22 protein-coding genes, 4 pseudogenes and 1 riboswitch are annotated in these 21,244 nt (G+C 66.1%); of the genes and pseudogenes, 15 read left to right on the plus strand and 11 right to left on the minus strand.

Translation table 11 applies throughout. The features are described from left to right. Entirely contained in the window at positions 1-681 is a 681-nt protein-coding gene (locus tag DAD99_RS05540; protein ID WP_193340689.1) for a YitT family protein, read from the minus strand. 61 nt (positions 682-742) lie between these two features. Between DAD99_RS05540 and DAD99_RS05545 the strand changes: the two genes are divergently transcribed. After that, positions 743-2,281 carry a PLP-dependent aminotransferase family protein gene (locus tag DAD99_RS05545; protein ID WP_193340690.1) on the plus strand — a complete coding sequence of 513 codons (1,539 nt, stop codon included), beginning with the start codon at positions 743-745 and terminating at the stop codon, positions 2,279-2,281. Between the two features lie 18 nt (positions 2,282-2,299). Here the strand turns inward: DAD99_RS05545 and DAD99_RS05550 are convergent, their stop codons facing one another. Next, positions 2,300-2,803 (minus strand): DUF4188 domain-containing protein, encoded by a 504-nt coding sequence (locus DAD99_RS05550; RefSeq protein ID WP_193340691.1) that lies wholly within the window; start codon positions 2,801-2,803, stop codon positions 2,300-2,302. Between the two features lie 66 nt (positions 2,804-2,869). Here DAD99_RS05550 and DAD99_RS05555 point away from each other — a divergent pair, with 66 nt between their 5' ends. Next, the gene (locus tag DAD99_RS05555; RefSeq protein WP_227007701.1) at positions 2,870-3,445 is read left to right on the plus strand and encodes a TetR/AcrR family transcriptional regulator; all 576 of its coding nucleotides are present in this window, start codon (positions 2,870-2,872) and stop codon (positions 3,443-3,445) included. Positions 3,446-3,642: 197 nt separating this feature from the next. Continuing rightward, positions 3,643-4,653, plus strand: a complete 1,011-nt coding sequence (locus DAD99_RS05560; protein WP_193340729.1) for an RluA family pseudouridine synthase — start codon at positions 3,643-3,645, stop codon at positions 4,651-4,653. Here DAD99_RS05560 and DAD99_RS05565 read toward each other — a convergent pair. Together DAD99_RS05565 and DAD99_RS05570 are read right to left on the minus strand one after the other, a co-directional pair. Then, entirely contained in the window at positions 4,638-5,171 is a 534-nt protein-coding gene (locus DAD99_RS05565; protein ID WP_193340692.1) for an O-acetyl-ADP-ribose deacetylase, read from the minus strand. The genes DAD99_RS05560 and DAD99_RS05565 overlap by 16 nt on opposite strands. A gap of 30 nt (positions 5,172-5,201) precedes the next feature. Further along, entirely contained in the window at positions 5,202-5,579 is a 378-nt protein-coding gene (locus tag DAD99_RS05570) for a hypothetical protein (protein ID WP_193340693.1), read from the minus strand. A 669-nt stretch (positions 5,580-6,248) separates the two neighbouring features. Between DAD99_RS05570 and DAD99_RS05575 the strand changes: the two genes are divergently transcribed. Both DAD99_RS05575 and DAD99_RS05580 read left to right on the plus strand, forming a co-directional pair. Then, positions 6,249-6,926 (plus strand): hypothetical protein, encoded by a 678-nt coding sequence (locus tag DAD99_RS05575; protein WP_193340694.1) that lies wholly within the window; start codon positions 6,249-6,251, stop codon positions 6,924-6,926. Positions 6,927-7,059: 133 nt separating this feature from the next. Continuing rightward, positions 7,060-7,677: a DedA family protein gene (locus tag DAD99_RS05580; protein WP_193340695.1), complete on the plus strand. Its 618-nt coding sequence runs from the start codon at positions 7,060-7,062 to the stop codon at positions 7,675-7,677. Between the two features lie 39 nt (positions 7,678-7,716). On the opposite strand, the gene DAD99_RS05585 is transcribed toward DAD99_RS05580, so the two are convergent. After that, the gene (locus tag DAD99_RS05585) at positions 7,717-8,022 is read right to left on the minus strand and encodes a hypothetical protein (RefSeq protein ID WP_185262518.1); all 306 of its coding nucleotides are present in this window, start codon (positions 8,020-8,022) and stop codon (positions 7,717-7,719) included. Between the two features lie 466 nt (positions 8,023-8,488). Between DAD99_RS05585 and DAD99_RS22245 the strand changes: the two genes are divergently transcribed. The 6 genes and pseudogenes from DAD99_RS22245 to DAD99_RS05610 form a co-directional block, all read left to right on the plus strand. Beyond that, positions 8,489-9,076: a hydrogenase maturation nickel metallochaperone HypA gene (locus tag DAD99_RS22245; protein ID WP_193340696.1), complete on the plus strand. Its 588-nt coding sequence runs from the start codon at positions 8,489-8,491 to the stop codon at positions 9,074-9,076. A 2-nt stretch (positions 9,077-9,078) separates the two neighbouring features. Beyond that, positions 9,079-9,258, plus strand: coding sequence for a GTP-binding protein (locus DAD99_RS21515; protein ID WP_255527440.1), 180 nt, complete (start codon positions 9,079-9,081; stop codon positions 9,256-9,258). Next, positions 9,255-9,476 (plus strand): hypothetical protein, encoded by a 222-nt coding sequence (locus DAD99_RS05600; protein ID WP_227007702.1) that lies wholly within the window; start codon positions 9,255-9,257, stop codon positions 9,474-9,476. Before DAD99_RS21515 ends, DAD99_RS05600 begins: the two co-directional genes overlap by 4 nt. A 48-nt stretch (positions 9,477-9,524) precedes the next feature. Continuing rightward, positions 9,525-9,593, plus strand: a pseudogene (locus DAD99_RS22250) (hypothetical protein); the annotation flags it as partial. A 7-nt stretch (positions 9,594-9,600) separates the two neighbouring features. Further along, the gene (locus DAD99_RS05605) at positions 9,601-10,092 is read left to right on the plus strand and encodes a hydrogenase maturation protease (RefSeq protein ID WP_193340697.1); all 492 of its coding nucleotides are present in this window, start codon (positions 9,601-9,603) and stop codon (positions 10,090-10,092) included. A 79-nt stretch (positions 10,093-10,171) separates the two neighbouring features. Then, positions 10,172-10,378, plus strand: a pseudogene (locus DAD99_RS05610) (hypothetical protein); the annotation flags it as partial. A gap of 630 nt (positions 10,379-11,008) precedes the next feature. Here DAD99_RS05610 and DAD99_RS05615 read toward each other — a convergent pair. Both DAD99_RS05615 and DAD99_RS22255 read right to left on the minus strand, forming a co-directional pair. Next, positions 11,009-11,215, minus strand: a pseudogene (locus DAD99_RS05615) (four-helix bundle copper-binding protein); the annotation flags it as partial. Between the two features lie 193 nt (positions 11,216-11,408). Further along, the gene (locus DAD99_RS22255) at positions 11,409-11,705 is read right to left on the minus strand and encodes a heavy-metal-associated domain-containing protein (RefSeq protein ID WP_227007703.1); all 297 of its coding nucleotides are present in this window, start codon (positions 11,703-11,705) and stop codon (positions 11,409-11,411) included. 84 nt (positions 11,706-11,789) lie between these two features. Next, positions 11,790-11,985, plus strand: a riboswitch (cyclic di-AMP (ydaO/yuaA leader). Between the two features lie 3 nt (positions 11,986-11,988). On the opposite strand from DAD99_RS22255, the gene DAD99_RS05625 reads away from it, so the two are divergent. From DAD99_RS05625 to DAD99_RS05635, 3 genes and pseudogenes are all read left to right on the plus strand, one after another. After that, entirely contained in the window at positions 11,989-12,729 is a 741-nt protein-coding gene (locus DAD99_RS05625; protein WP_193340699.1) for an NlpC/P60 family protein, read from the plus strand. A 337-nt stretch (positions 12,730-13,066) separates the two neighbouring features. Next, the gene (locus DAD99_RS05630) at positions 13,067-13,732 is read left to right on the plus strand and encodes a hypothetical protein (RefSeq protein ID WP_193340700.1); all 666 of its coding nucleotides are present in this window, start codon (positions 13,067-13,069) and stop codon (positions 13,730-13,732) included. A 114-nt stretch (positions 13,733-13,846) separates the two neighbouring features. Next, positions 13,847-14,313, plus strand: a pseudogene (locus DAD99_RS05635) (ATP-binding cassette domain-containing protein). 45 nt (positions 14,314-14,358) lie between these two features. On the opposite strand, the gene ppc reads toward DAD99_RS05635, so the two are convergent. Together ppc and DAD99_RS05645 are read right to left on the minus strand one after the other, a co-directional pair. Beyond that, the gene (gene ppc / locus DAD99_RS05640) at positions 14,359-17,181 is read right to left on the minus strand and encodes a phosphoenolpyruvate carboxylase (protein ID WP_193340701.1); all 2,823 of its coding nucleotides are present in this window, start codon (positions 17,179-17,181) and stop codon (positions 14,359-14,361) included. Between the two features lie 152 nt (positions 17,182-17,333). After that, positions 17,334-18,014, minus strand: a complete 681-nt coding sequence (locus DAD99_RS05645; RefSeq protein ID WP_193340702.1) for an NADPH-dependent F420 reductase — start codon at positions 18,012-18,014, stop codon at positions 17,334-17,336. Between the two features lie 144 nt (positions 18,015-18,158). On the opposite strand from DAD99_RS05645, the gene DAD99_RS05650 reads away from it, so the two are divergent. Then, positions 18,159-19,001: a DUF1684 domain-containing protein gene (locus DAD99_RS05650; protein WP_193340703.1), complete on the plus strand. Its 843-nt coding sequence runs from the start codon at positions 18,159-18,161 to the stop codon at positions 18,999-19,001. A gap of 76 nt (positions 19,002-19,077) precedes the next feature. On the opposite strand, the gene DAD99_RS05655 is transcribed toward DAD99_RS05650, so the two are convergent. Further along, the gene (locus DAD99_RS05655) at positions 19,078-20,403 is read right to left on the minus strand and encodes an acyl-CoA dehydrogenase family protein (protein ID WP_193340704.1); all 1,326 of its coding nucleotides are present in this window, start codon (positions 20,401-20,403) and stop codon (positions 19,078-19,080) included. Continuing rightward, a complete protein-coding gene (locus DAD99_RS05660; protein WP_193340705.1) occupies positions 20,400-21,224 on the minus strand; it encodes an SDR family NAD(P)-dependent oxidoreductase in 825 nt (274 codons plus the stop codon). The genes DAD99_RS05655 and DAD99_RS05660 overlap by 4 nt, the downstream gene beginning before the upstream one ends. Positions 21,225-21,244 lie beyond the last annotated feature (20 nt).

Consider the following 21,244-nt stretch of genomic DNA (forward strand, 5'->3'; position numbering starts at 1 on the left):
CTAGGAAATCCTGGCCCCGGGTTCGACGGCGACCGGCCCGGCAGTGTCCAGGCCGGCGGTGTCCAGGCCGGCAGCGTCCAGGCCGGCAGTGTCCGGCGGAAGCGCTGCGGGCACCATAAACCGCGGGAGCAGCAGCTGCACCAGCGGCCCGATGGCGAGGGCGTAAACCACCGTGCCCACGCCCACGGAACCGCCCAGCAGCCAGCCCACTCCCAACACGACAACTTCGATCAGTGTGCGCGAGACCCGCACGGACCAGCCGGTGCGCCGAGCCAGCCCGGTCATCAGCCCGTCTCTGGCACCCGGACCGAACCGTGCGCCGATGTAGCACGCGGATGCGATGCCGTTCAGCAGCACCGCGCCCGCAAGCATGCCGATCTGGCCGCCCAGATGCGCGAACGCCGGGATCAAGGCCAGCCCTACGTCTGCGAAAACGCCCACCAGCACGGCGTTGCAGAGAGTGCCGAACCCGGGCCACTGCCGGAGCGGAATCCAGAGCAGCAGTACCAGGAAACTTACAATGATGACCACTACGCCGATGCTCAGCCCGGTCCTGCCGGCCACCCCCTGATGGAATACATCCCACGGATCCAGTCCAAGTCCGGCACGGATGAACATGGCCAGGGAGATGCCATACATGGCGAGGCCGATAAAGAGCTGGAGGAGTCTGCGGGTCAACATAACAACAACCCTGACAGATAACTGGCATTGAATTACATAGCCAGTCTGGGATACTGGCCTCATGTCCCCTTCACTGGCCCCGTCCGCCCTGGGCCGCCTCCTGGGCGAGTGGAACCTCGGCGTCGCACCCGCCTACCGCGAGCTGGCCGACGTCGTCCGCCTCCTGGTCCTGGACGGCCGGGTGGCCCTGGACACGGCACTACCCAGCGAGCGGGCACTTGCTGAGGCGCTGGGCGTAAGCCGCACCACCGTGACGGCTGCCTACGGGCACCTCCGCGGGCAGGGTTTCCTCAGCAGCGGGCAAGGCAGCAGGGGCCGGACCCGGATTCCGCGTCTGACGCCGCCGGGTACCACTGTGTTCATGGATCCTGGCCTTACAACCGCGGCGCTAACGCCCGGAACAACATCTCCCGGACTCGCGGCACCGGAGGGGCTGATCGACCTCGCCTACGCATCGCTGCCGGCCAGCGGCGAGGTGGTCCATCGCGCGTTCGCGGCCGCCCTCACCGAACTTCCTGCGCTCCTGCCGGGCTTCGGCTACGACGCCATGGGGCTGCTCCCCCTGCGCGAGGCGGTGGCGGCACGTTACACGGCGGCAGGTGTACCGACCACTGCAGAACAGATCCTGGTCACATCGGGCGCCCAGCACGCCCTGAACATCATCATCCGTGCCGTGGCTGGACGGCAGGACAGGGTTCTGGTGGAACACCCCAGCTACCCGAACGCCCTCGATGCCATCCGTGCGGCCGGCTGCCGGCCCATTCCGGTGGCCTTCACCACAGCCCGCGACGCCAACACGAACAAAGCCGACGGCGCTCCGCCCCACATGGCCTGGGACGTGCACGCACTGCAGGCCGCCATGACACAGCAGCGCCCAAGGATGGCTTACGTGGTGCCGGACTTCCACAACCCCACGGGCCAGCTAATGCCCGATGTCCAGCGCCGCCAGCTGGTCCGGGCGGCCGTGGCGACCGGGACGGTCCTGGTGGTGGATGAGACCCTCCGCGAGCTGAACCTCGACGGCGCCGAAACCAGTCCCGTAGCAGCTTTCAGTCCCGCTGTGGTCACCATCGGATCGCTCAGCAAGTCCCACTGGGCCGGCCTTCGGACGGGCTGGATCCGCGCCTCCGAAGCCATGATCCAGCGGTTCGCGGCGGCTCGGACGTCCCTGGATCTGGGCGGACCGCTTATGGAACAGCTGGCGGCGGCCCATCTGGTCCGGGCCCTCGACGAGCCGCTTCCCGCACGCCTCAGCGACCTTCGGGACAACCGCACCGCACTTCTGGAGCTCCTTGCCGGACACCTCCCGGAATGGGAAACGGGACACCCCTCCGGCGGCCTGTCCGTCTGGTGCAGGCTTCCCGCACCGGTAAGCACTGCGCTGACGATCATCGCTCCGGATTTCGGCATCCGGCTGGCTGCAGGTCCGCGGTTCGGCATCGGCGGAGCCTTCGAACGCTACCTCCGGGTGCCATTCACCCTGCCGCCGGACCAGCTGGAAACCGCTGTCCTCGCACTGCGGTCGGCCCAGGACAGGCTCGACGCCGCCCCGCAGCTCCGCCGGAGCCTGAAGAACGCGCCGGCCATGGCTATCGCCTGACGCGCGGGGGCTTTCGGATCAGGCGACGCCATCGCCCCGCCCGGCCTTACGGCCCATCCGCTGCCTGGCCGTATTGGTCCCGGCCCCGACCGGGACATGCGCCGTCGCCTTGGCCAGCCCAAACACCGGCATCCCGTTGTAGACAACCTCAATCCCGGCAGCAGGCACCTGGTACGTCTCACGCCAGACGCCGACGTCGCCAGTTCCGGAGAGTTCCTTCATGAATCGGCGCCACGATTCCAGGTGCGGGGACTCCCGGTCCGCGGCGAACTTCCGCAGGTGCTCGGGGCTCTCCCAGTAGCTGAGCAGCACCGTGGTGCGCCCGAACCACTGCTCATATCCGAGCATTCCTGCCGCGGGATCGGCGGCCAGGTGCCGGAGCATCCGCGGCATGGCGGCCGCCACCCTGCCGACGGTCCCGAACTTCCACCACCGGTTCGCCCGCATGCCAATCAGGAAAACCGTCACTGATTCGCCGCCCGGGTCAGCTGTGTACCGGCCTGGAAATACCTTCTGCGCCAAGGGAGCTCCTCAGATTGTCAGTTTCATAACGTTGTTACGAAACAAGGTTATGAAACAATAGGCTCCATGGCAAGACCCGTAGTGCATAACCATTCCCTCAGGCAGGACCTGCTGACTGTCACGGCTGACCTGGTGGACCGCGACGGTCCGGCTCGCGTGAACCTGCGGGACGTGGCAGTGGCTGCCCGAACATCCACCACGGCCGTCTACTCACTGTTCGGCGGAAAATCCCAGCTCCTGAGTGCCGTCGTGGACGACGGGTTCCGGTCATTCCGAGACTCACAGATGGCCGCGGCCCCGGGCGGCCTCCGGGAACTCGGCGTGGCCTACCGCGCCTGGGCGCTGGAACATCGGGCGCTTTACCGGCTGATGTTCGGCGGCGCGCTGGCCGCCTACGTCGATTGCCAGCCCAGCCCGGACGTTGCGGCCGATGCCATGGTGCCCCTGATTGAGACGGTGGCTTCCGCCCAATCCGCGGGTACCGTTGTGCCGGCACCCGCGGAAATGGTCGCCGTCGCAATCTGGGGCCAGGTCCACGGCCTGGTGAGCCTGGAACTGGCACAGGTAGGGCCGCCGGACGCGGACTGGGCCGCAGTGTACGGCGCGGCCCTAGACGCCGTCGCCCGCGGCTGGGCTGCCTGAGGCCACCCTTCCAGTGGATTCCCGAGGCGCTGATTCGCCCTCGACGCGTAAAATACCCGGCGCAGGCGTAATTTCCACCGCGTCAGGTATTTTGCGAGTCGAATTTTGTCTTGCGAGTCGAGAACCGGTGCGGGCGACGCCAATAGACTCAGGCCCAGGCGGAGCCGCCAGAGCCGGCAAAGTAGAATGGACCGGTGATGCAATCCCCCCTCCCCGTGCGTGACGGCGTGAACGCCACCCGTCTGCGCCTCCCGGACGCGGGGCCGTGGACAACCGCGATGGACTACATGATGCACCGCTGGGGCCACATCGATCCGCAAGGCATCGAGGACAGGTTCGACGCCGGCGAGATCGTGGGCGAGGGCGGCGTCGCCCTGGACCGGGCCACCCGGCTCGAGGACCACACCTTCATCTGGTACTACCGCTCACTGCCGCCGGAGACCCGCATCCCGGTGGAAATCAGCATTCTGCACCAGGATGATCACCTCCTCGTGGTGGACAAACCGCATTTCCTGCCCACCACCCCGGGCGGCACTTACATCCAGGAATCGGCCCTGGTCCGGCTCCGGAACCAGCTCAACCTGCCGGACCTGATCCCCATGCACCGCCTGGACAGGATGACCGCCGGCGTGCTGCTGCTGTCCACCAACCCGGAAACCCGCGGAAATTACCAGGTGCTCTTCGAGAAGCGGCAGGTGCAGAAAAAATACGAGTGCGTGTCCGCAGCGGAGCCCGCCGCCGGCCACCCCGCCGTCGACTTCCCCGTGGTGGTCCGGAACCGGATGACCAAATCCCGCAGCTACCTGCTGGCCGAAGTCATTGAGGGCGAGCCGAACGCGGAGACCCGGATCGAACGGCTGGAAACGTTCGACGGCGGTGCTTCCGTGGGTGCCGCCGGCACCGGCGACGCTGGTGCCCGAGCCTCTGGCATCAACGCGGACGCGGGTAGTACGCCGCGACTGGCGCGGTACCGGCTGGAGCCGCACTCCGGAAAGACGCACCAACTGAGGGTGCACATGGCCTCGTTGGGACTGGGCATCGTGAACGACGCGTTTTACCCGGACCTCCTGGACAAGGCTCCGGACGACTACTCCAAGCCGCTGCAGCTTCTGGCCCGCGGCATCCGCTTCGTGGACCCCATCAGCAAAAAGCCCGTGGAGTATCGCAGCGGGCTCCACCTCAGTGAGGCTACTCATGCACCGCGTTGATCAAACACGGTCCTGAAGGCCTGCTCCATCTCGGGGCCGAACAGGACAAACTCCACCAACTCGAGCGCGCTGGCCGGATGGGAGGCACCAAACCCCGTGACGGCGTCGTGCGCTGCCTCCGCCACCTGGCGCCCGTGCCAGCCGTAGACTCCCCCGCCCACTGCGGGAAGTGCGATGCAAGCCGCGCCCAGCGAGTCCGCCAGCCGCAGGCTCTCGCTGAAGCAGGAGACCAGGAGTGCCGGGTTGGTCTGCCCGGCGTGCCGGTTGGGACCCACGGTATGGATGACCCAGCGCGCCGGGAGCCGGAATCCGGGAGTGGCGACGGCGGCTCCCGGCGCCAGCCCGTGCGGCAGTACCGTTTCGCGGAGTTCGCGGCAGGCGGCCAGCAGTTCCGGCCCGGCAGCGCTGTGGATGGCCCCGTCCACACCGCCGCCGCCCAGGAGCGAGGAGTTCGCCGCGTTCACAATCGCGTCAACGGTGCGGGTGGTGATATCGCCTTTGAGGATGGTGATCCGCATGCCGCCAGTTTCCCACTTACGAGGTGCGGCTCAAAGGCCCCGCATCACCGCAGAAGATGCCCGCACCCAAGCCTCGCGAGTCGTTGCCAGTAGCGCCTGGTAGTTGAACGGGCCGCCGGAGACGAGGGACTTGTCGTAGGGAACATCGAGGACTTCCCGCGTCCGGGATTCGAAGTGGTTCCGGGTCCGGTCATGAAGCTGCAGACCGGTCTTCAGGGACGGCGCGGCAAGCAGGGTCACCGCGGTGCGGACCTTGTCCTCGTAGCCGCGCTCACGCAGCCCGTCCACCAGCCAGACGGCGCTTCCCACCGTGTCTTCCCGCACGGTGGAAACGATGATCAGCCCGTCCGCGGCCGCCACCGGCGCTTCCCAGTTCGAGGACCGCATATTGTTTCCGGTATCCATCATGATGACCCGGTAGAACCGGCGCAGCGCCGTGTGTCGCCGCGCTGCAGCAGGTGGCTGCGGTCCTTGAGGCCGGACCCTTCAACGGGTCCCAGGGAAACCAGCCCGGGCGAAGGTGTTGCCCGGGCGAAGGTGTTATCCGCGCGTGGGCGGAGCCTGCCCAGAATCACCGCGTACGGTCACGCCTGATCTCCAGTCATCCGGGCCAGGAGCAAGAAATTGTGGAGACCGCCGACGATGCAGATGAAATCATCGTGCCTCTTCAGCGTTGGCTCGACGTACTGAAAGCCTCGGAAAGCACTGCCAGCGCATAGCCCCGAGTTCGCTACCAGGCTGGACTGGTCCGGCAAACCCTTCTTGAATGACAACCGGCGCCATGCTGATTGACCAGTATGTGGACGTACTGCCGGTATGTATACCTGCAAAACCCCTGTTACTAACAGCCTTGACATGATGCGCGCCAGTGCCACGATGGATATCTGGGGTATCGCGTGTTGTCCGGTCGCTTGAAGGGGATAGGCATGACGGTGGCTCTCGCACTGGATTGGGAATTAAGCCTGCTGGGGGCCTGGCGGTTGCGTCGCGGCAGCAATACCGTGACGGTGGCCAGCCGGGAACAGCGCGAGCCAAAATCCACCCCGAGCGAGAATCCACACTGAGCGAGGAAGCATCATGGATACCCTCATCGAAATCCCCGGCGACCGAACGGCGGCCAAGTTCGCCTACGCGTCGGCGGGCATCGGCGTAGTGGGCGTGGCAACACTGGGCGCCATGTTCGCCATCGAGGTGCCCAGGAAGGGCCCCTACATCTTCGGCACCATCAACGATGCCACCGGCGGCGTCTTCCAGCTGACGATCATCCCGGTGATCGTCCAGGTCCACTGCCGCCTGCGCCGTACACCCGGCTCCGAGGCAGCCAAATGGCTGGTGATCGCGGCCAGCGCCGCAGGATCGGCAAGCTCGTTCCTCCTCGTCGCGAAGAAACTCGATTTCAATGTGTCCACCGGCATCTCGGTGGGGGCAATGGTGGTCCAGGCCGGCTGGTTCCTGCTGGCCCACCGGACGCTGCTCAAGTCAGGCGGCTATCCACGGGATCTCGCGAAGCTCGGACAGTTCATCGGCGGCGCCTTGGTGGTGGCGCTGCCCTTGGCTGCGCTGACGGCTCTGGAACCGGCGCCGGCTTGGATCCGCTGGGACATCGGCGGGGCCGGAATCGCCGTGGGCGCCGCCGCGTGGGTCGCCTGGCCGTACTGGTATTTCCTCGCGGGACGGCACCTCAGCCACGTTCCCACGGAAGTTCGCGGAGGAATCCCACGCCCACGCCGCCGGAACATCGGCGCTGGCTACTGAGACGCCGGGTACAGAGGCTCCGGGTACTGGAGCGCATGGTACTGGGACGCTTGCTGAACCCAAATGAGGCGAAGTCCGTGCCGCCGGCCAGCTCAGGCCGTGCTGCCGCGCAAAAGTGCGGTACTTTGTGGCCATGGACTTTGGCGACGCCGACAGTTGGGGGGCGGCGATCTACTTCTGGATCATCCCCACGGTCCTCGGCGATGCCATCTTCCCGCCCATCCCGTCAGAAATTTTGGTGATCACCGGTGGGGCCCTCTCGGCCGACGGCCGGGCCAACGTTTTCCTGGTGGGGGCAATTTGCGCGGTGGCGTCCTGGATTGGTGACATGGTGGTGTTCCAGCTCTTCAAACGCCGGCTCAGCCATGTCCTGGACCGCTGGCGCTGGGGCCGAAAAGTCCATACGGGCATCCACAAGGCCATCGCCAGGGCCGGCCGCTCCTCCACCTATGGGACCATCATCGGCGCCCGTTTCATCCCCGGCGGGCGGCTGGCGACGTCGGCCGCTTCGGGCATCGCCGATGTTTCTACCCGGGGTTTCAGCCTGTGCGCCGGCCTTGGCGCGGTCCTCTGGGCCAGCTGGCTGGTGGGCCTTGGCTACTTCACGGGATCGGCCACCAAGCTACCGTTCTGGGCGAGTTCGCTGATCGGTGTGGTGCTGGGCCTGGTGTTCGGCGTCGTCGTCGGCATTATCGTGACCCGCCGGCGCGGCACCCGCTCACCCGTGGACGAGCCCGGTCCCGGCGAGTGAGCTCGGGCGCGTAAGCTCGACCGAGTTCGCATGAGTGAGCTAAACAGGTGCCCAGCGGCCGCGGTTGCGGCGGAGCACCGTCAGTGAGCCGGTGAGCGCAACGCGTTCGACGGCGTCTCGCATCATCGCTGCCGATTCGCATGCCTGCTGGTTCTCACCGCTGTATTCGGTCGCCTCCACGAGGAAGCGCAGGTTCAGCTGCGGAACGCCGGCGGCTAGTTCGATCTGGTTGGATTCCACATGGTGGCGGGTCTCCAATGCCTCAACAGCGGCGGCCATCACGGCTTCCGGCGGGTTGCCAGGTTTCAGTCCGGTGATTTTCAGGCGCGTCTGGAACGAAGGCATGCCTTCAACCCTATCCCGACCGTCCGCTCGCCGGGTGGCCGGACTAGTCCTGCCGGCGGTCCAGCGGCCAATGCCGCTACCGGACCGGATCCCTGCGCTGTCCGCCCCCACAAACGCCCAAGGAGCCCGCCGGGAGGTCTTCCGCTACCACAACAGCCAAGAGCCCGCCCCAGCCCACAGAATGCAGGAGCAACACAACGGCCGCCATTCCACCGACCGTTGCCGTTCCCGGCCGGTCAGCGTTTTCCCGGACCGCCCCGGCACGTTACTGGACCGGCCGGTCCTGGCCTGCGTCGGCGGGTTGACTCCAGCTTCCGGTTGCTGCATTGCCGAGCCTCCGGTTTTCGCGTCATTGCAAAATACTGGGATAACTATACGGCCTTAGCCGATGAATGCGCTGCTGTCAAATTTGAGGTTGATTTATGGCCTCGACGAGCCTATCTTGGGCAGAGAGGGGGCAGTACCCATGCACGAACTCTCGATCGCACGAAGCCTAGACGCGGTCTTGGACAGGACAGGCGGCCAGGCAAACTCGGGCGTCAGCTTTCGGATCGGGCCGTTATCGGGAGTGCTTCCGGACGCCCTCCGTTTCTGTTTTGATGTGGCTTCAGCGGCTACCACCCTGGCAGGGGCGCGGCAGCAGATCGAGGAGCCGCAGGCCCGTGGGCATTGCCGCCAGTGCGGTACAGACTTCGCCAAGACGGACATGTCCTTCTGTATCCCTGCGGCAGCGCCGACTTCGCAGTGGTCAGCAGGCGGGAAGTCAACCTCGTTTCGATGGAGGTGGCGTAACGACATGTGCGCAACGTGCGGTTGCGGCGAGGACGCCACCCCCCGGGTTTACCCCCTGGAAGTGCCGGGCCTGGAAATACCGGGGGCGCAGGCGCATGAGCATTCCGGCGAACCTGGACATATGCGCACTCACGACGGGCGCCCGCCTAGCCACCCCACACCCCGGAACTCATCCCGCTGGAACAGCACCTGCTGGCCAAGAACGACCTCCTTGCGGAACGGAACCGCGGCTGGCTCGCCGGGCGGAAGATCCGGGCGCTGAACATGATGAGCTCCCCCGGCTCCGGCAAAACCACGCTCCGGGTGCGGACGCTCACGGAGCTGGGAGACCGGCTGCAGGCCGGTGTCATCGAAGGGGACCAGGAAACCTCCCTCGACGCCGACCGCATCCGCAAAGCCGGCCGGCCCGTGGTGCAGATCAACACCGGAGCCGGGGCCTGGTGAATCCGAGCCGGCGGGCCGACGCCCAGGACCTGTTCTTCGCCGGGCAAACGTGCCGCGTCACCAACGTGCACTTCGATGTTGACGGCAGCACACACGTGGGCCTGGTCCTCGACCAGGACCCCGCCGCAGACCTCCACGAGGGCTACGGCCCGTCCTTCTACTACTCACCGGAAGAGCTCGAACCCCTGGGGCAGGATGGAAAGGAAAGCCCGCCATGAGAATCATAGGAATGGCCACGGTAGCGTTTCTGGCGGGCGTTAGCACTCGGCGCCGTCTATGTAGGAATTCGCTCGGTCCCCGACATCCAGCGATACCTGAAGGCACGGCGGATGTGACCCCGGTATGACTGCGCTGGTGGCAGGCGTGGGCAACATGTTCCTGCGCGACGATGGCTTCGGCCCGGAAGTCGCCCGCCGGCTGGCCTCGGAGGGGCACCTGCCGCCCGGCGTCGAGGTGGCGGACTACGGCATCCGCGGCATGCACCTGGCCTACGATCTCCTGGCCGGAGTGGACATGCTGGTGCTTGTGGATGCCGTGCCGCCGGAGCTCGGGACGGTACACAACGAAGCCCCGGGCAGCCTCCGTGTGCTCCGGATCCGCAGTGAAGATCTCGACGCCGGCGCCACCCTGGACCCGCACGGCATGGATCCTGCCGCCGTCCTGGGCAAGCTCAGATCGCTGGGCGGCGAGGCCCCCGTGACCTATGTGGTGGGCTGCGTTCCGGCCGACGTCACCGACGGCATCGGGCTGACACCGCCCGTGTCCGCCGCCATCCCGGCGGCGATGGCCGCCGTCGTCGAACTCCTGAGTCAGTACACCTCCACGCAGACCTAAGGATGACCTATCACGTGCCGCGGAATACCCGGCCAGGAGGGCGCGCTGGGGATCCGGGCCCCGGCCGGGCCCGGACCATCGGGTCCTGCTGCCGGCGTCCCTCCTCCTTGGCGGCCCCTACATCATCCTCGTGGACAACCTGGCACCCACCGCCACTCCGGGTGAGATCCCGCTCGGTGTGCTGACAGCGCTGATCGGCGCGCCCGACGCTTCTATGTCTGTCAAGCGGGAAACGGGTACGGGCGCGGACCCAGTTGTTTTACTGGTGGTGGTGCGGTTTAGGTGACCGGCCAGCGTCCCCTCTCCCCCGTTGTTTTGGCTGCTGGCGAAGCTTGCGGAGCTTGCGGAGCTGTGGCCGACGGAGGAGGGTATTAGACGGGCCGGAGCGGACACGTACAATCCGGCAGGACAGCAGCCAAAACAGAAAAACGCTTCTACAGCCCCGAGCGAAGCGAGCCCCGTTTGAGCGTTTAAAACGGGTGAGACTGGCCCCTTGGGGCCGGCCTTAGTTTTCCCTCGGCAAAAGGAAAATCAGTGCTGCAGCGTCATCGCTGCAGAAACTTACAGGTCCAGCGGGGATTTCTCCCAGGAGATATCAACGATGGGGCGCCTGGCTGCGGCTCGCCCGCTCCGATAACAACGAGGCGGACGCGGCACGTCTGCACCAGGGAGGCCACGCGGGGCGGGCCCATCAGCACCTCACGGATTTCATCGCAGAGATCATTCACGAAGGCGCGGACGCAGAGACTTCCGTTTCGAAGCTGCCCCGGACGAGCTGGCGGCCTTCTGCCTTCATGCCCTGGGGGCTGCGGCAGGACTGGCTACACATGAAGCGGTACTGAGGCTGATCAGAGTTGCCTTGGACGCCCTGCAGGTGCCGGGCGCGCCGGCCTCTGCAGGGCAGGCGCCGGTCAGCCAGGAATGTGAGGAGTTCATTGCAGGCTTGCTCGCAGCGCCGGCACGCCTCGGCGCAGATCCGGCAGTGCTCGTGCATGCCTGCATGTTGTTCGCAGTCATCGCCGCAGGCCTCACAGACCCTGGCGCAGGCCTGGAGCACGGCGCGGGTGACGTTGGCGTCGTAGCCGGTGTGCCGGGAGAGGATGTTGCCCGTCGCTGAGCCGATGCCGTGCACCCGTTCCAGCGCCGAGCGCGATGCCGACCTCAGCGCCGGGGACGCGTTCGCCCCGTCAAAAGACGCCCCGCTCGCCTAACCGGTCTTCTGCCAAAGGCCTTGATGCCAATTGCTGTAAACCGTGTAGCCGGTTGAGGTCACGGCCCCACACACACAGCAAAGCTGCCGGCCATACCGTCGACAATCACCCGGGAACGGACACGAGGTCCGCAGAGGCGGACTCGACACCCTCAACGGCCGATACAGCCTTTTTAACGGTCTGGACGCAATGCCCGCCCGTCAGCCCTTCAACAGCAAACTCGACTGTGCTGCCACTGGATACCACTGCAGGTGCCGAAGAAGCTCCGGTTGAGCAGCAGCTGCACCCGGCAGTGGAAGAAACAAGGGGAAGCCCGGCTCTATATTTTGAGGAAGGATGGAGGGCGTACTGGGGGTGAACGGCCGTGCAAGCGGGTACGGCAACACCAGCCCGGACTTCCATGTCACACCGTTACCGTAATGTGACAAACAGTGCTGGTCTGAAGTACGGTCTAAGTCGTGCCGGTTTCTCCTTGAGGCGGCACTCCCGAACAGATTGCCTAACTCTGCCGCTGCCCGGGATCCGTTCGCTTTTCGTCCGGCAGAGACGGGGAACCCATTATTGGCCTGCTTCTGGCAGGTCTTGGGGTGAAGCCGTGCCTGGTGCACTTTTGCGCCTGACGCGGCCGGGTGCCTTCCACCCGAATCCGACAGCTAACCTCGCAGGCAGTGGGAGAGGCCCTTACATGCCCATGCGCAAAACTCACGGCCGCCGCCGCGCGGTCCCCCAGACCAGCACTCTTGCCGCACTGACCAAATCCGTTACCACGAATGCCAGCGGCGCAGGCCGCCAGGCTGCCGTCTTCGCAGCGGCTTCCAGTCTCGTGCTGACCAGTGGTATTGCTGCCGCCCAGGCAGCGGACGCCCCCGCCCAGCGCGAAGCTGAACCGGCCGCCAACCTCGAGGTCGCTAGCCAGGTACAGGCCCCGCTGACCGCCGATGCCACCATCCAGATTTCCTTCGAGCGCCCGGTCGTGGAAACCATGCCCGCTCCTGTAGTGGAAGCCCCGAAGCCTGTCGTGGAAACCGCGAAGGCCGCGGTACCCGCCTCGGCCAAAGTCACCGTCACCCCGCCTGCGCCCGCTCCGGCTCCCGCCCCCGCAGCCGGTGGCATTAACTCCATCATGGTGTCCTCCGCCTACGCTCAGATCGGCATGTTCCAGGACTGCACGCGGCTGGTCGAAAATGCCCTCAATGCCGCTGGCATCCCCGTTGGGGACCTGGGCCCGATGCAGTTCATGGACTACGGCACCGTGGTCACCGACCCCCAGCCCGGTGACATGGTCATGCAGCCCGGCCACGTAGGAATTTACGTCGGCAACGGCCAGGTCCTCAGCTCAGGCCTGAACGGGAAGAACGAAACCGCCGTGCACCCGCTGACCTGGATGACGTCCAAGGGTGCCGTCACCTTCGTCCGCGCAGGCTAACAAATCACTAAAGGCCGGTGATTCAATGCCTTGGGGGCACTGAATTACCGACCTTTAGTATGCTCCTCCAACCATGCGCCTGACTCCTTCCTCGGGTCACCCGAAGGCAACATATAGCGGTGCTATAACACCGCCGTTTATGCCGCGAACCACAATTCTGAGGCGCATCCCATCTCTGCAGAGTGTCGGGCCAAGCCGTCCCAGTTCCAAGGAAACGAGACATGACGCTCGATTCTGCCCTGCTGAGCAGCACGCGCAGCGCCACACCGCACCAGCTTCCGGTATCGGCGCTACGGCTGCCTGCTCTCGCACTCCTGAAAAGAAAGACTCACCAGACATGACCGTTCAGAACGACCTCAGCCGCGAAGACGTTGCCTCCTATGAGGCAGAGCTCGCGAAACGGACTCCCTCGCTTTACTCGCGCTACATCGGCGCGATGCTCTACTTCATGGGCGCGGCCCTTATCGCCGGCGCCGTCGTACACTATCCGGTCAACCCGGGCCTGTACACGATCATCTGCATCGTCGGTGCGGTCGTGTTCCTCCTCGGCACCATCGTCAACGAGTTCGTGCTCGTCGATGAGCGCCCTCTGCTAGGCCGGGCCATCTCGCTCGTCGCGTTCTCGCTCCTGCTCTCCTTCGGCGTCGGCCTGGTCGGCGGCGGCATCCAGCACTTCGAACAGTTCCCCGAGCGCAGCGCCTGGATGACTCCGATCGGCCTGCTGATGTCCTACGTCGCGTTCATCGCCAAGGACGCCAAGGGCGGCCTGCGCCACCTGGTCAGCCCGTTTGCCGCAGGTGTCGTGTTGGTCGCCGCGCTGACGTGGTTCGGCATGTCCGCCCTCGCAAGCACCCTCGACTCCGGGAGCCACAGCCACGACTCCACGCCGGCACCGTCGCAGGCACCCGCCGAGGCTCCGACCAGCGAAGACCCCACCCTCGTCGAGCCGACGGACGCCCCCGCAGTCCCCGCACCCGACACCCACACGTCGCACAGCCACTAACCCGAAGCCCGAGATGCTCAACCGGTGCTCCTATTCCGGGTAAGGGTCTGCCCCGGCAGCGTGCGGGAGGGCCGGTTCGGGACAGGATCTGGGAAAGTGCTCGAGCTCAACGGAGTGGGCTTCGGATACGGCCGGACGGACTGGGTCTTCCGGGATGTCAGCGTCCGTGTCCTGCCGGGAACCGCCGCTGCCGTCCTGGGACCGAACGGCAGCGGCAAAACCATGCTGGTGCGCTGCGCTGCCGGGCTGCTTCCCTGGAGGCCATGGACAGGGTGGGCATCGCCGGCCTCCGCAGCAGGTTCTTCCCCACACTCAGCGGCGGCGAGCAGCAGCTGGTCCTGATTGCCCGTGCCATCGCGGACGGCAGCTCCGTCCTGGTGCTGGACGAGCCCGCCACCGGCCTGGATCTGAAGAACCAGGTCCGCGTCCTGCTCACTCCCAGCGGATCCCGGACCGGCGATGCCCTGGAGCTCCTGAGCGGGAAAGAACTCAGGGCCCTGTACGGCGTGGGCATCAGCACCATGGCGTACGCCAATGGCCCCAACACCCGCCGGACCGTGGCGGTGCACTACGGCCGGTGAGAGAGCGTCGGGGGGAAAGCCGCAATAGTGAGAGAGCGTCCGGGGTTAGCCCGTGTTGCGCAGGCCGGCCGCTACCCCGTTAACCGTGATCAGCATGGCCCGCTGGAGGCGTTCGTCGATCTCGGCACCGCTGATGCTCTCGCCTTCGGCGCCCTGGGCAGCCCGCACACGGCGGAGCAGTTCCACCTGCAGGTAGCTGATGGGGTCCAGGTACTGGTCCCGGATCTCAAGCGAACGCTTGAGCGTCGGCTGCGCGTCCAGGAGCACATCCTCACCGGTCAGGTTCTGGATCTCGGTGACCGTGAGTTCGAACTCTTCACGGATGGCCACGAAAATGTGGTGCAATTCCTTGGGAACCAGGGTGGCCACGTAGTACCCGGCGATGTCCAGGTCCGTTTTGGCCAGCGTCATCTCAACGTTAGAGACAACGGACCGGAAGAAGTGCCAGTTTTGCATCATCTCCACCAGCTGGGCGGAGTTTCCGGCCTCGCGGGCAGCCTTCAGTCCCGAGCCAACACCGAACCAGCCCGGCACGATCTGCCGGGACTGCGTCCAGCCGAACACCCACGGAATGGCGCGCAGGCCGCCGAGCCCTGCCCCGGAATCCGGGCGTTTGGACGGACGGGAGCCGATATTCAGCGAGCCGAGCTGCTCCACCGGAGTGGAGGCCAGGAAGTACGCGGGCAGGTCCGGATGGTCAATCAGCTTCCGGTACCGGTCGAAGGCGCCGTCGGAGATGATCTCCATAACGTGCCCGTACCGTTCGCGCTGGTCGTCCGACGTGCGCGGGTCCCGGTGCAGGGCCGAGCCCTGGAGTACCGCCGCGAGGGACAGCTCCAGGTTTTCCCGGGCAAGCTCCGGCAGCGAGTACTTGTCCGAGATGACCTCGCCCTGTTCGGTGAACTTGATCTCGCCCTCGAGCACGCCGTTGGGCTGGGCCATGATGGCGTCATAGGTGGGTCCGCCGCCGCGGCCCACGGACCCGCCGCGACCGTGGAACAACCGGACACGGACGCCATGCTTGGCCGCCACGTCGCGCAGGTTCCGCTGGGTCTTGTGGATCTCCCACTGGCTGGTCATCACGCCGGATTCCTTGTTGGAATCCGAGTAACCCAGCATGATTTCCTGGACGTCACCGCGCAGCCGGACCAGGTCCCGGTAGGACGGAACGGACAGCAGCTGGTCCACGATCTCCGCCGAGGCTCGCAGTTCCTCCACGGTCTCCAACAGGGGCGCGAACCCGATCCTGGCGTAAGGAGATTCGCCGAACAGGTTGATCAGGCCTGCCTCGCGGGCCAGGACAGCCGCGGCCAGGACGTCGTCCGCGCCGCGGGTCATGGAAATAATGTAGGTCTCGATGACGTCCGGGCCATATGTGCGCAGGGCGCGGCGGACCTCGCGGAAGACGTCGTACGTGCCGTCGGCGACGCCGTCGAGCTTAATCGGGTGGCCGGACAACGGCCGGCGTGACGCCAGCTCCGAACCGAGAACCTCAAAGCGTTCAACGCGGCTCAGTTCCGCATAGCGGATGCCGGGGCCGCCCAAGCGGTCCATCAGCTGGCCAACTGCGTCATGGTGGTGGTCGGCGTGCTCGCGGATGTCCAGGGTGGCCAGGTGCAGGCCGAAGGAGGCAACGGCGCGGCGGACCCGGGCCAGCGCGCCATCGGCGACGAGCGACGCCGAGTGGTTGCGGAGGGACAGCTCCAGCAGTTCGAGGTCGTCGAGGAGTTCCCCGGTGGAGCGGTAGTCACGGCCGTGCTCGTGGGTGGAGTCCGCGGCAACCCGTTTGCCCGTATTGATGAGCTTGGCCTTGATGCACGTGAGTTTGAGGCGGTAGGGCTCCTGGGCGTTGAGCTCCAGGACGCGCCGGTCCAGGCCCGGCAGCTTCTTCAGGTCCGCATCGATGGAGTCCAGCAGCGACTGGTCCGCGCCGGACAAAGCGGTGGAGTTGGACAGGATGGAGATCAGCTCGTCCATCATCGCGATGCTGATGCGGACGGCGTGCTGGTTCTGGATCTGCAGGATTTCCCTGGTGACCGCCGCCGTGACGTTGGGGTTGCCGTCCCTGTCGCCGCCGATCCAGGACCCAAACCGGATGGGTGCGTCCTGGGACGAAAGGCTGACGCCGTGCTCACCGAGCAGTTCCGAGAAGTCCGAGAGCATCTCGGGCATGGCGTCGGTCAGGATGCCGCCGAGGTAGTAGATCGCGTTGCGGGCCTCATCCACCGGGGTGGGGCGGACCTGGCGCAGTTCGTCGGTCTGCCACATCTGGTCGATGACTTCCGAAAGCTGGCGGTCCTGCCGGCGGCGCTCGGTGGTGCCTTCCTTCGTGGGCTCGGCCAGGACATCGGAGAGCCTGCGGATCTTGTCCAGCACGGAACGGCGCGAAGCCTCGGTGGGGTGGGCTGTGAAGATGGGGCGGACGTCCAGCCTGTTGACCACTTCCTGCAGGACTTCGGGCCCGGCCTTCGCGGCGATTTCGGTGACGGCCTTGGCCAGCCACCCGTCCTTCTCCTGCCGCGTCCGCAGGCCGCGGACCCGGTGGACCTGCTCGGCCGCGTTGGCAAGGTGGAAGTAGAACGCGAACGCACGCACAAGGTCAGTGGCTTGCTCGATCGGCAGGGAGCCGAGCAGTTCGCGGACCTGCTCGACGACGTCGTGCGCGCTCCAGGGGCCGGTAGCATCGGCACCGCCACGGGCGGCTTCCTTGGACTCCTTGGTGAGGAGGCGCACCTGCTCCACCAGATCCAGGAGTTCAGGCCCGTGCTGGCGGACCAGGGATTCGCCCAGCAGGGTGGAGACGCGCCGGACATCGGCCCTCAGTTCAGAGGCGAGGTCGGTTGCGGAATTCATTGCAGTGTTAGCCATGGAAACTGTCTTTCGAGGGTTCGGACTTGGCTCGTACACTGCGCTGGATACTGTGAGCCACGTTACTAGCTATCGATGCTACCCGCACGGGATGGCGAAGGCGGAATCCGTCTCAGATATTGCGCTGGTCCCCGCCACTGCCGCGCCGGACGTCAGCGGACGATCTTGAAATTGAAATCCGCAGTACCAAACGCCGACCACAGGCGCAGCCACACCGGGAGCATCATCTCCGCTCCCCGTGCGGTGGCGATGTCTCCGAGGTCAATAATATCGCGGTGGCCCAACTCCTGGAGAAGGGCCGTCACGGTGCTCTTGGCGCTCGCGTCGTCGCCGGAGACAAACACCGAGTGGTCCCCGCCGCCCAGCCGTCCGGGGTCAACCATCAGCCCGGCGTTCATGGTGTTGAGGGTTTTGACCACCCGCGCCTCCGGGAACGCGTGCTGGATCCGTTCGGCGTTACTGTCCGTGTTGACCGGGTTCAGGACCGGCGGCATGCCCTGGGAGAAGTCGAGCGGATTGGAAACGTCCACCACGACTTTCCCCGAAAGGTTGGCCGAGCCCGCCGCACCGAGGGCGCTGAGCGCACCCGCGCCGTTGGTTGCATTGAGTATCAGTTCCGCCCCGGCTGCTGCCTCCGCGAACGTTTCCAGTGTTATGTGCTGGTTGGCTGCGTGCCACTCGCTGAAGGGTGGCGTGCCCATGGCGTCCGGCGCGCTCCGGGCAAGAGTCTTGCCCGGGTCGCGGGTTCCCACCACCACGTCGTGTCCCAGCGCGGACAGCGCGCCCGCCAGGGTCCGGCCTGCGAAACCCGTACCCAGGACCGCGATTTTCATGGTTCCTCCAAGGTCAGCCGTGGTAGTGCTGGAACGATACTCCGCCGCCTTCGACGTTACTCTCCGCCCGCGGCAGAACAAGAGCCCCGGCAGCAGCGCGGCCGTGGTGGAATGAACCGTATGCAGACGCCTTCTGGAGGAATCATGAATACCACCGCCAACGCCGCCGCGCAGCTGGAACGCTGGCAGCGTTTCCGCACCAACCGGAACAAAGCCCTCGCCACCCGCCACGGCTGGCTGACCCTCACCTCCTTCCAGTGGCTGGAATCCCGGCCCGCCGCCGTCGACCTGGCCCCCGGCCTCTGGTCAACGGACGGCACGACGGCGGCACTCACCGCTGCGGCACACGACAGCCTGACGCTGGCGGAAACCGGCGAGCCCGTGGACGGGACAATTACGGCCTCCCTCACCAACGAAGAATCCCTGATGTGGGTGCAGTTCGGCGGTGCGGACGGGCAGCAGGTAGTGGTGGAACTCGCCATGCGCGCGGACCGGTACGCCATCCGGACCCACGATTCCGGGTCGCCGGTGCTGAGGGAGTTCGACGGCGTTCCCACCTTCGATTACAACCCGGACATGGTGATCGAGGCAGCCTACGAGGCGTATCCCGAGCCGGTGGCGATCCCGATCGGAACCGCCAATCCCCTGGTGGAAGGCGTGCATTATTCGGTGGGCGAGGTGGTTTTCCGGCTGCCGGGCATTGACCACGAGTACCGGCTGCACGCCGAGGAGGAAAAACTGGGGGCGCTGACCATCACGTTCCACGACGACACCAACGGCGAATCAACGGATGAGTGGCGCAAAGTCTCAACCCCCAGACCCCGGGTTGATGCGTCAGGGAAAGCCACTGTGGTCCTGGACTTCAACCGCGCCATCAACTACCCTAGCGCCTTCACCCCATACGGCACCTGCCCCATGCCCGTGAAAGGCAACAGCCTGGACGCGAAGATCGAAGCCGGCGAAAAGCAGCCTCTCCTCGCTGATTGAGCGCGAGATGGCAGCCAATCCGCTCAGATCCAAGTTTTGAAGGGATCAGCTGCCCATTCGCGCCGGCGCAGCCCGGTCAGACGATCGCTGAGACGCCGGTGACCGCCCGGCCCACAATGAGCGTGTTGATTTCGAACGAGCCCTCGTAGGTGTAGATGGCCTCGGCGTCCGCGAAGATTTTGGCCATCCGGTAGTCGGTCACGATGCCGTTGCCGCCGAGGATGGACCGGCCCAGCGCCACGGTCTCGCGCATCCGGGCGCTGGTGTACGCCTTGGCGAGGGCCACCTGCGGCATGTCCGCCGCGCCGTCGTCCTGCAATTGGGCAACACGCGCCATCATGGCCATGCTCGCCACCGCGTTGCCCAGCATGGTCACCAGCTGCAGCTGGATAAGCTGGAATTTCGCCAGCGGCCGGCCGAACTGGTGGCGTTCGACGGCGTACTGCCGGGCGACGTCGAACGCCGCCAGCTGCTGCCCCACGGCCTGCCACGCCACCATGATCCGCGAGCCACGCAGGAGCTGGTTGGTGTCTTCGAAACTGTTGATGCCGGCGAACCGGTCGGACTCGGCGACGTGGACATCCTTAAACACAATGTCCGCGTTCTGCACGGTGCGGAGGGCAATCTTGTTCTCGATCCGGCTCCGGCTCACACCCGGCAAGGAGGCATCCACGATGAACCCTCGGACGGCACCCTGCCCGTTGGCGGCCACAGCCTCGTCTCTGGCCCACACCAGCATGTAGTCGCAGAACGTCCCGTTCCCGATCCAGCGCTTGGCGCCGTTGAGCACCCACGAGTCGCCGTCGCCGTCGGGCTCTCCCGTTGCGCTGGAAATGCGCCGGGCACGGGTTTCCATGCCGCCGGCCACATCGGAACCATGGCCGGGCTCGGTCAGCGCGAACGCGCCGGTGATGCGCAGGCTTGAAGCGTCCGCAAGCAGCCTCGCCTTCTGGCCGGCCGACCCAAAACCGTACAGCGACTCCACAAACAGATCGTGGTGGACCAGGAAAAAGGTGGCGATCGACGTATCGACGCGCGTCATCTCGGCGATGACCAGTCCCGCGAAGAGGTTGCTGTAGCCGCGCTGCGCCGGCGTGCTCAGCTCCAGCGCGGCGAGCTTGGGCAGGATGTGCGCCGGGAACTCCGCCTTGTTCCACCAGTCCGACGCGTGCGGGGCGATCTCCGTGGCCAGGAACTCGCGCAGCTCGGCCAGCTTGGCCCGCTCCTTGGCGCTGAGGAAGGACTCGTAAGCGAAAAAATCGGCGGTGGGCAGGTCGTCGATCGCCGGTTCCGAAGTAGGGGGTTTCGAAGTAGCCGGTTCGGAAGTAGCCGGTTCCGAAGTAGGGGGTTTCGAACTGGCCGGCCCGGGGGTCTGCGGTTCGGTGGTGCGGGGCCGGCTCATTTCGGTCCCATCCGGATGGCGCCGTCGAGCCGGATGGTTTCGCCGTTGATCATCGCATTATCCACAATGTGGGCCACCAGGCTGGCGTATTCCGCGGGCTTGCCCAGACGGGACGGGTGCGGGACCTGCCGGCCCAGGGAAGCCTGGGCTTCGTCAGACAGCGTTGCCATCATGGGTGTTTCGAAGATGCCCGGCGCGACGGTCACGACGCGCACCAGCGATCGGGCCAGTTCCCGGGCCAGCGGCAGAGTCATGGCGGCGACGGCGCCCTTGGACGCGGCGTAGGCCGGCTGGCCGATCTGCCCGTCGAAGGCAGCCACGGAGGCGGTATTGATGATGACGCCGCGCTCAGGGCCGCCCAGCGCAGTGTTCACGGGTTCCGTTGAAACCATGGCCGCGGCCGCAAGGCGCAGCACGTTGAAAGTCCCGATGAGGTTAACCTGGATGACGCGGTTGAATGTGTCCAGCGGGAGGACGCCGTCCCGGCCCAGGACCTTGCCCGGGGTGGCGACGCCGGCGCAGTTCACAACAATGCGGAGCGGCCCGAGCGCCACGGCGGTGTCCACGGCGGCCTGCACCTCAGCTTCGTTGGTGACGTCTGCGGGGACAAAGGCGGCCCGCGCCCCTGAGCCGCCGGCGGAGCCGTTGCCGACCGCGTTCAGCGCTGCCGCGTTGAGCTCGGCGGCGTAGGCCGCACCGGCGGAGGACGGCAGGTCGATCAGCACCACCGAGGCGCCGGCGTCGAACAGGCGCTTCGCCGTGGCAGCCCCCAGCCCGGAGGCCCCACCCGTAATCAGCGCGACAGTACCCAAGACGTCCATACATCCTCCTTGATGCGGCT

The sequence above is a fragment of the Pseudarthrobacter sp. AB1 genome (assembly GCF_014926485.1).
Classification (GTDB): domain Bacteria; phylum Actinomycetota; class Actinomycetes; order Actinomycetales; family Micrococcaceae; genus Arthrobacter.

Coding starts and splice junctions, on each gene's coding strand:
- DAD99_RS05560 (WP_193340729.1), top strand. CDS start 3,643: ATGCAATCCCCCCTCCCCGTGCGTGACGGCGTGAACGCCACCCGTCTG.
- DAD99_RS05570 (WP_193340693.1), bottom strand. CDS start 5,579: ATGATGGATACCGGAAACAATATGCGGTCCTCGAACTGGGAAGCGCCG.
- DAD99_RS05605 (WP_193340697.1), top strand. CDS start 9,601: ATGACTGCGCTGGTGGCAGGCGTGGGCAACATGTTCCTGCGCGACGAT.
- DAD99_RS05645 (WP_193340702.1), bottom strand. CDS start 18,014: ATGAAAATCGCGGTCCTGGGTACGGGTTTCGCAGGCCGGACCCTGGCG.
- DAD99_RS22255 (WP_227007703.1), bottom strand. CDS start 11,705: ATGGAAGTCCGGGCTGGTGTTGCCGTACCCGCTTGCACGGCCGTTCAC.
- DAD99_RS05650 (WP_193340703.1), top strand. CDS start 18,159: ATGAATACCACCGCCAACGCCGCCGCGCAGCTGGAACGCTGGCAGCGT.
- DAD99_RS05585 (WP_185262518.1), bottom strand. CDS start 8,022: ATGCCTTCGTTCCAGACGCGCCTGAAAATCACCGGACTGAAACCTGGC.
- DAD99_RS21515 (WP_255527440.1), top strand. CDS start 9,079: ATGATGAGCTCCCCCGGCTCCGGCAAAACCACGCTCCGGGTGCGGACG.
- DAD99_RS05630 (WP_193340700.1), top strand. CDS start 13,067: ATGACCGTTCAGAACGACCTCAGCCGCGAAGACGTTGCCTCCTATGAG.
- DAD99_RS05545 (WP_193340690.1), top strand. CDS start 743: ATGTCCCCTTCACTGGCCCCGTCCGCCCTGGGCCGCCTCCTGGGCGAG.
- ppc (WP_193340701.1), bottom strand. CDS start 17,181: ATGGCTAACACTGCAATGAATTCCGCAACCGACCTCGCCTCTGAACTG.
- DAD99_RS05625 (WP_193340699.1), top strand. CDS start 11,989: ATGCCCATGCGCAAAACTCACGGCCGCCGCCGCGCGGTCCCCCAGACC.
- DAD99_RS05555 (WP_227007701.1), top strand. CDS start 2,870: ATGGCAAGACCCGTAGTGCATAACCATTCCCTCAGGCAGGACCTGCTG.
- DAD99_RS05540 (WP_193340689.1), bottom strand. CDS start 681: ATGTTGACCCGCAGACTCCTCCAGCTCTTTATCGGCCTCGCCATGTAT.
- DAD99_RS05580 (WP_193340695.1), top strand. CDS start 7,060: ATGGACTTTGGCGACGCCGACAGTTGGGGGGCGGCGATCTACTTCTGG.
- DAD99_RS05655 (WP_193340704.1), bottom strand. CDS start 20,403: ATGAGCCGGCCCCGCACCACCGAACCGCAGACCCCCGGGCCGGCCAGT.
- DAD99_RS22245 (WP_193340696.1), top strand. CDS start 8,489: ATGCACGAACTCTCGATCGCACGAAGCCTAGACGCGGTCTTGGACAGG.
- DAD99_RS05565 (WP_193340692.1), bottom strand. CDS start 5,171: ATGCGGATCACCATCCTCAAAGGCGATATCACCACCCGCACCGTTGAC.
- DAD99_RS05575 (WP_193340694.1), top strand. CDS start 6,249: ATGGATACCCTCATCGAAATCCCCGGCGACCGAACGGCGGCCAAGTTC.
- DAD99_RS05660 (WP_193340705.1), bottom strand. CDS start 21,224: ATGGACGTCTTGGGTACTGTCGCGCTGATTACGGGTGGGGCCTCCGGG.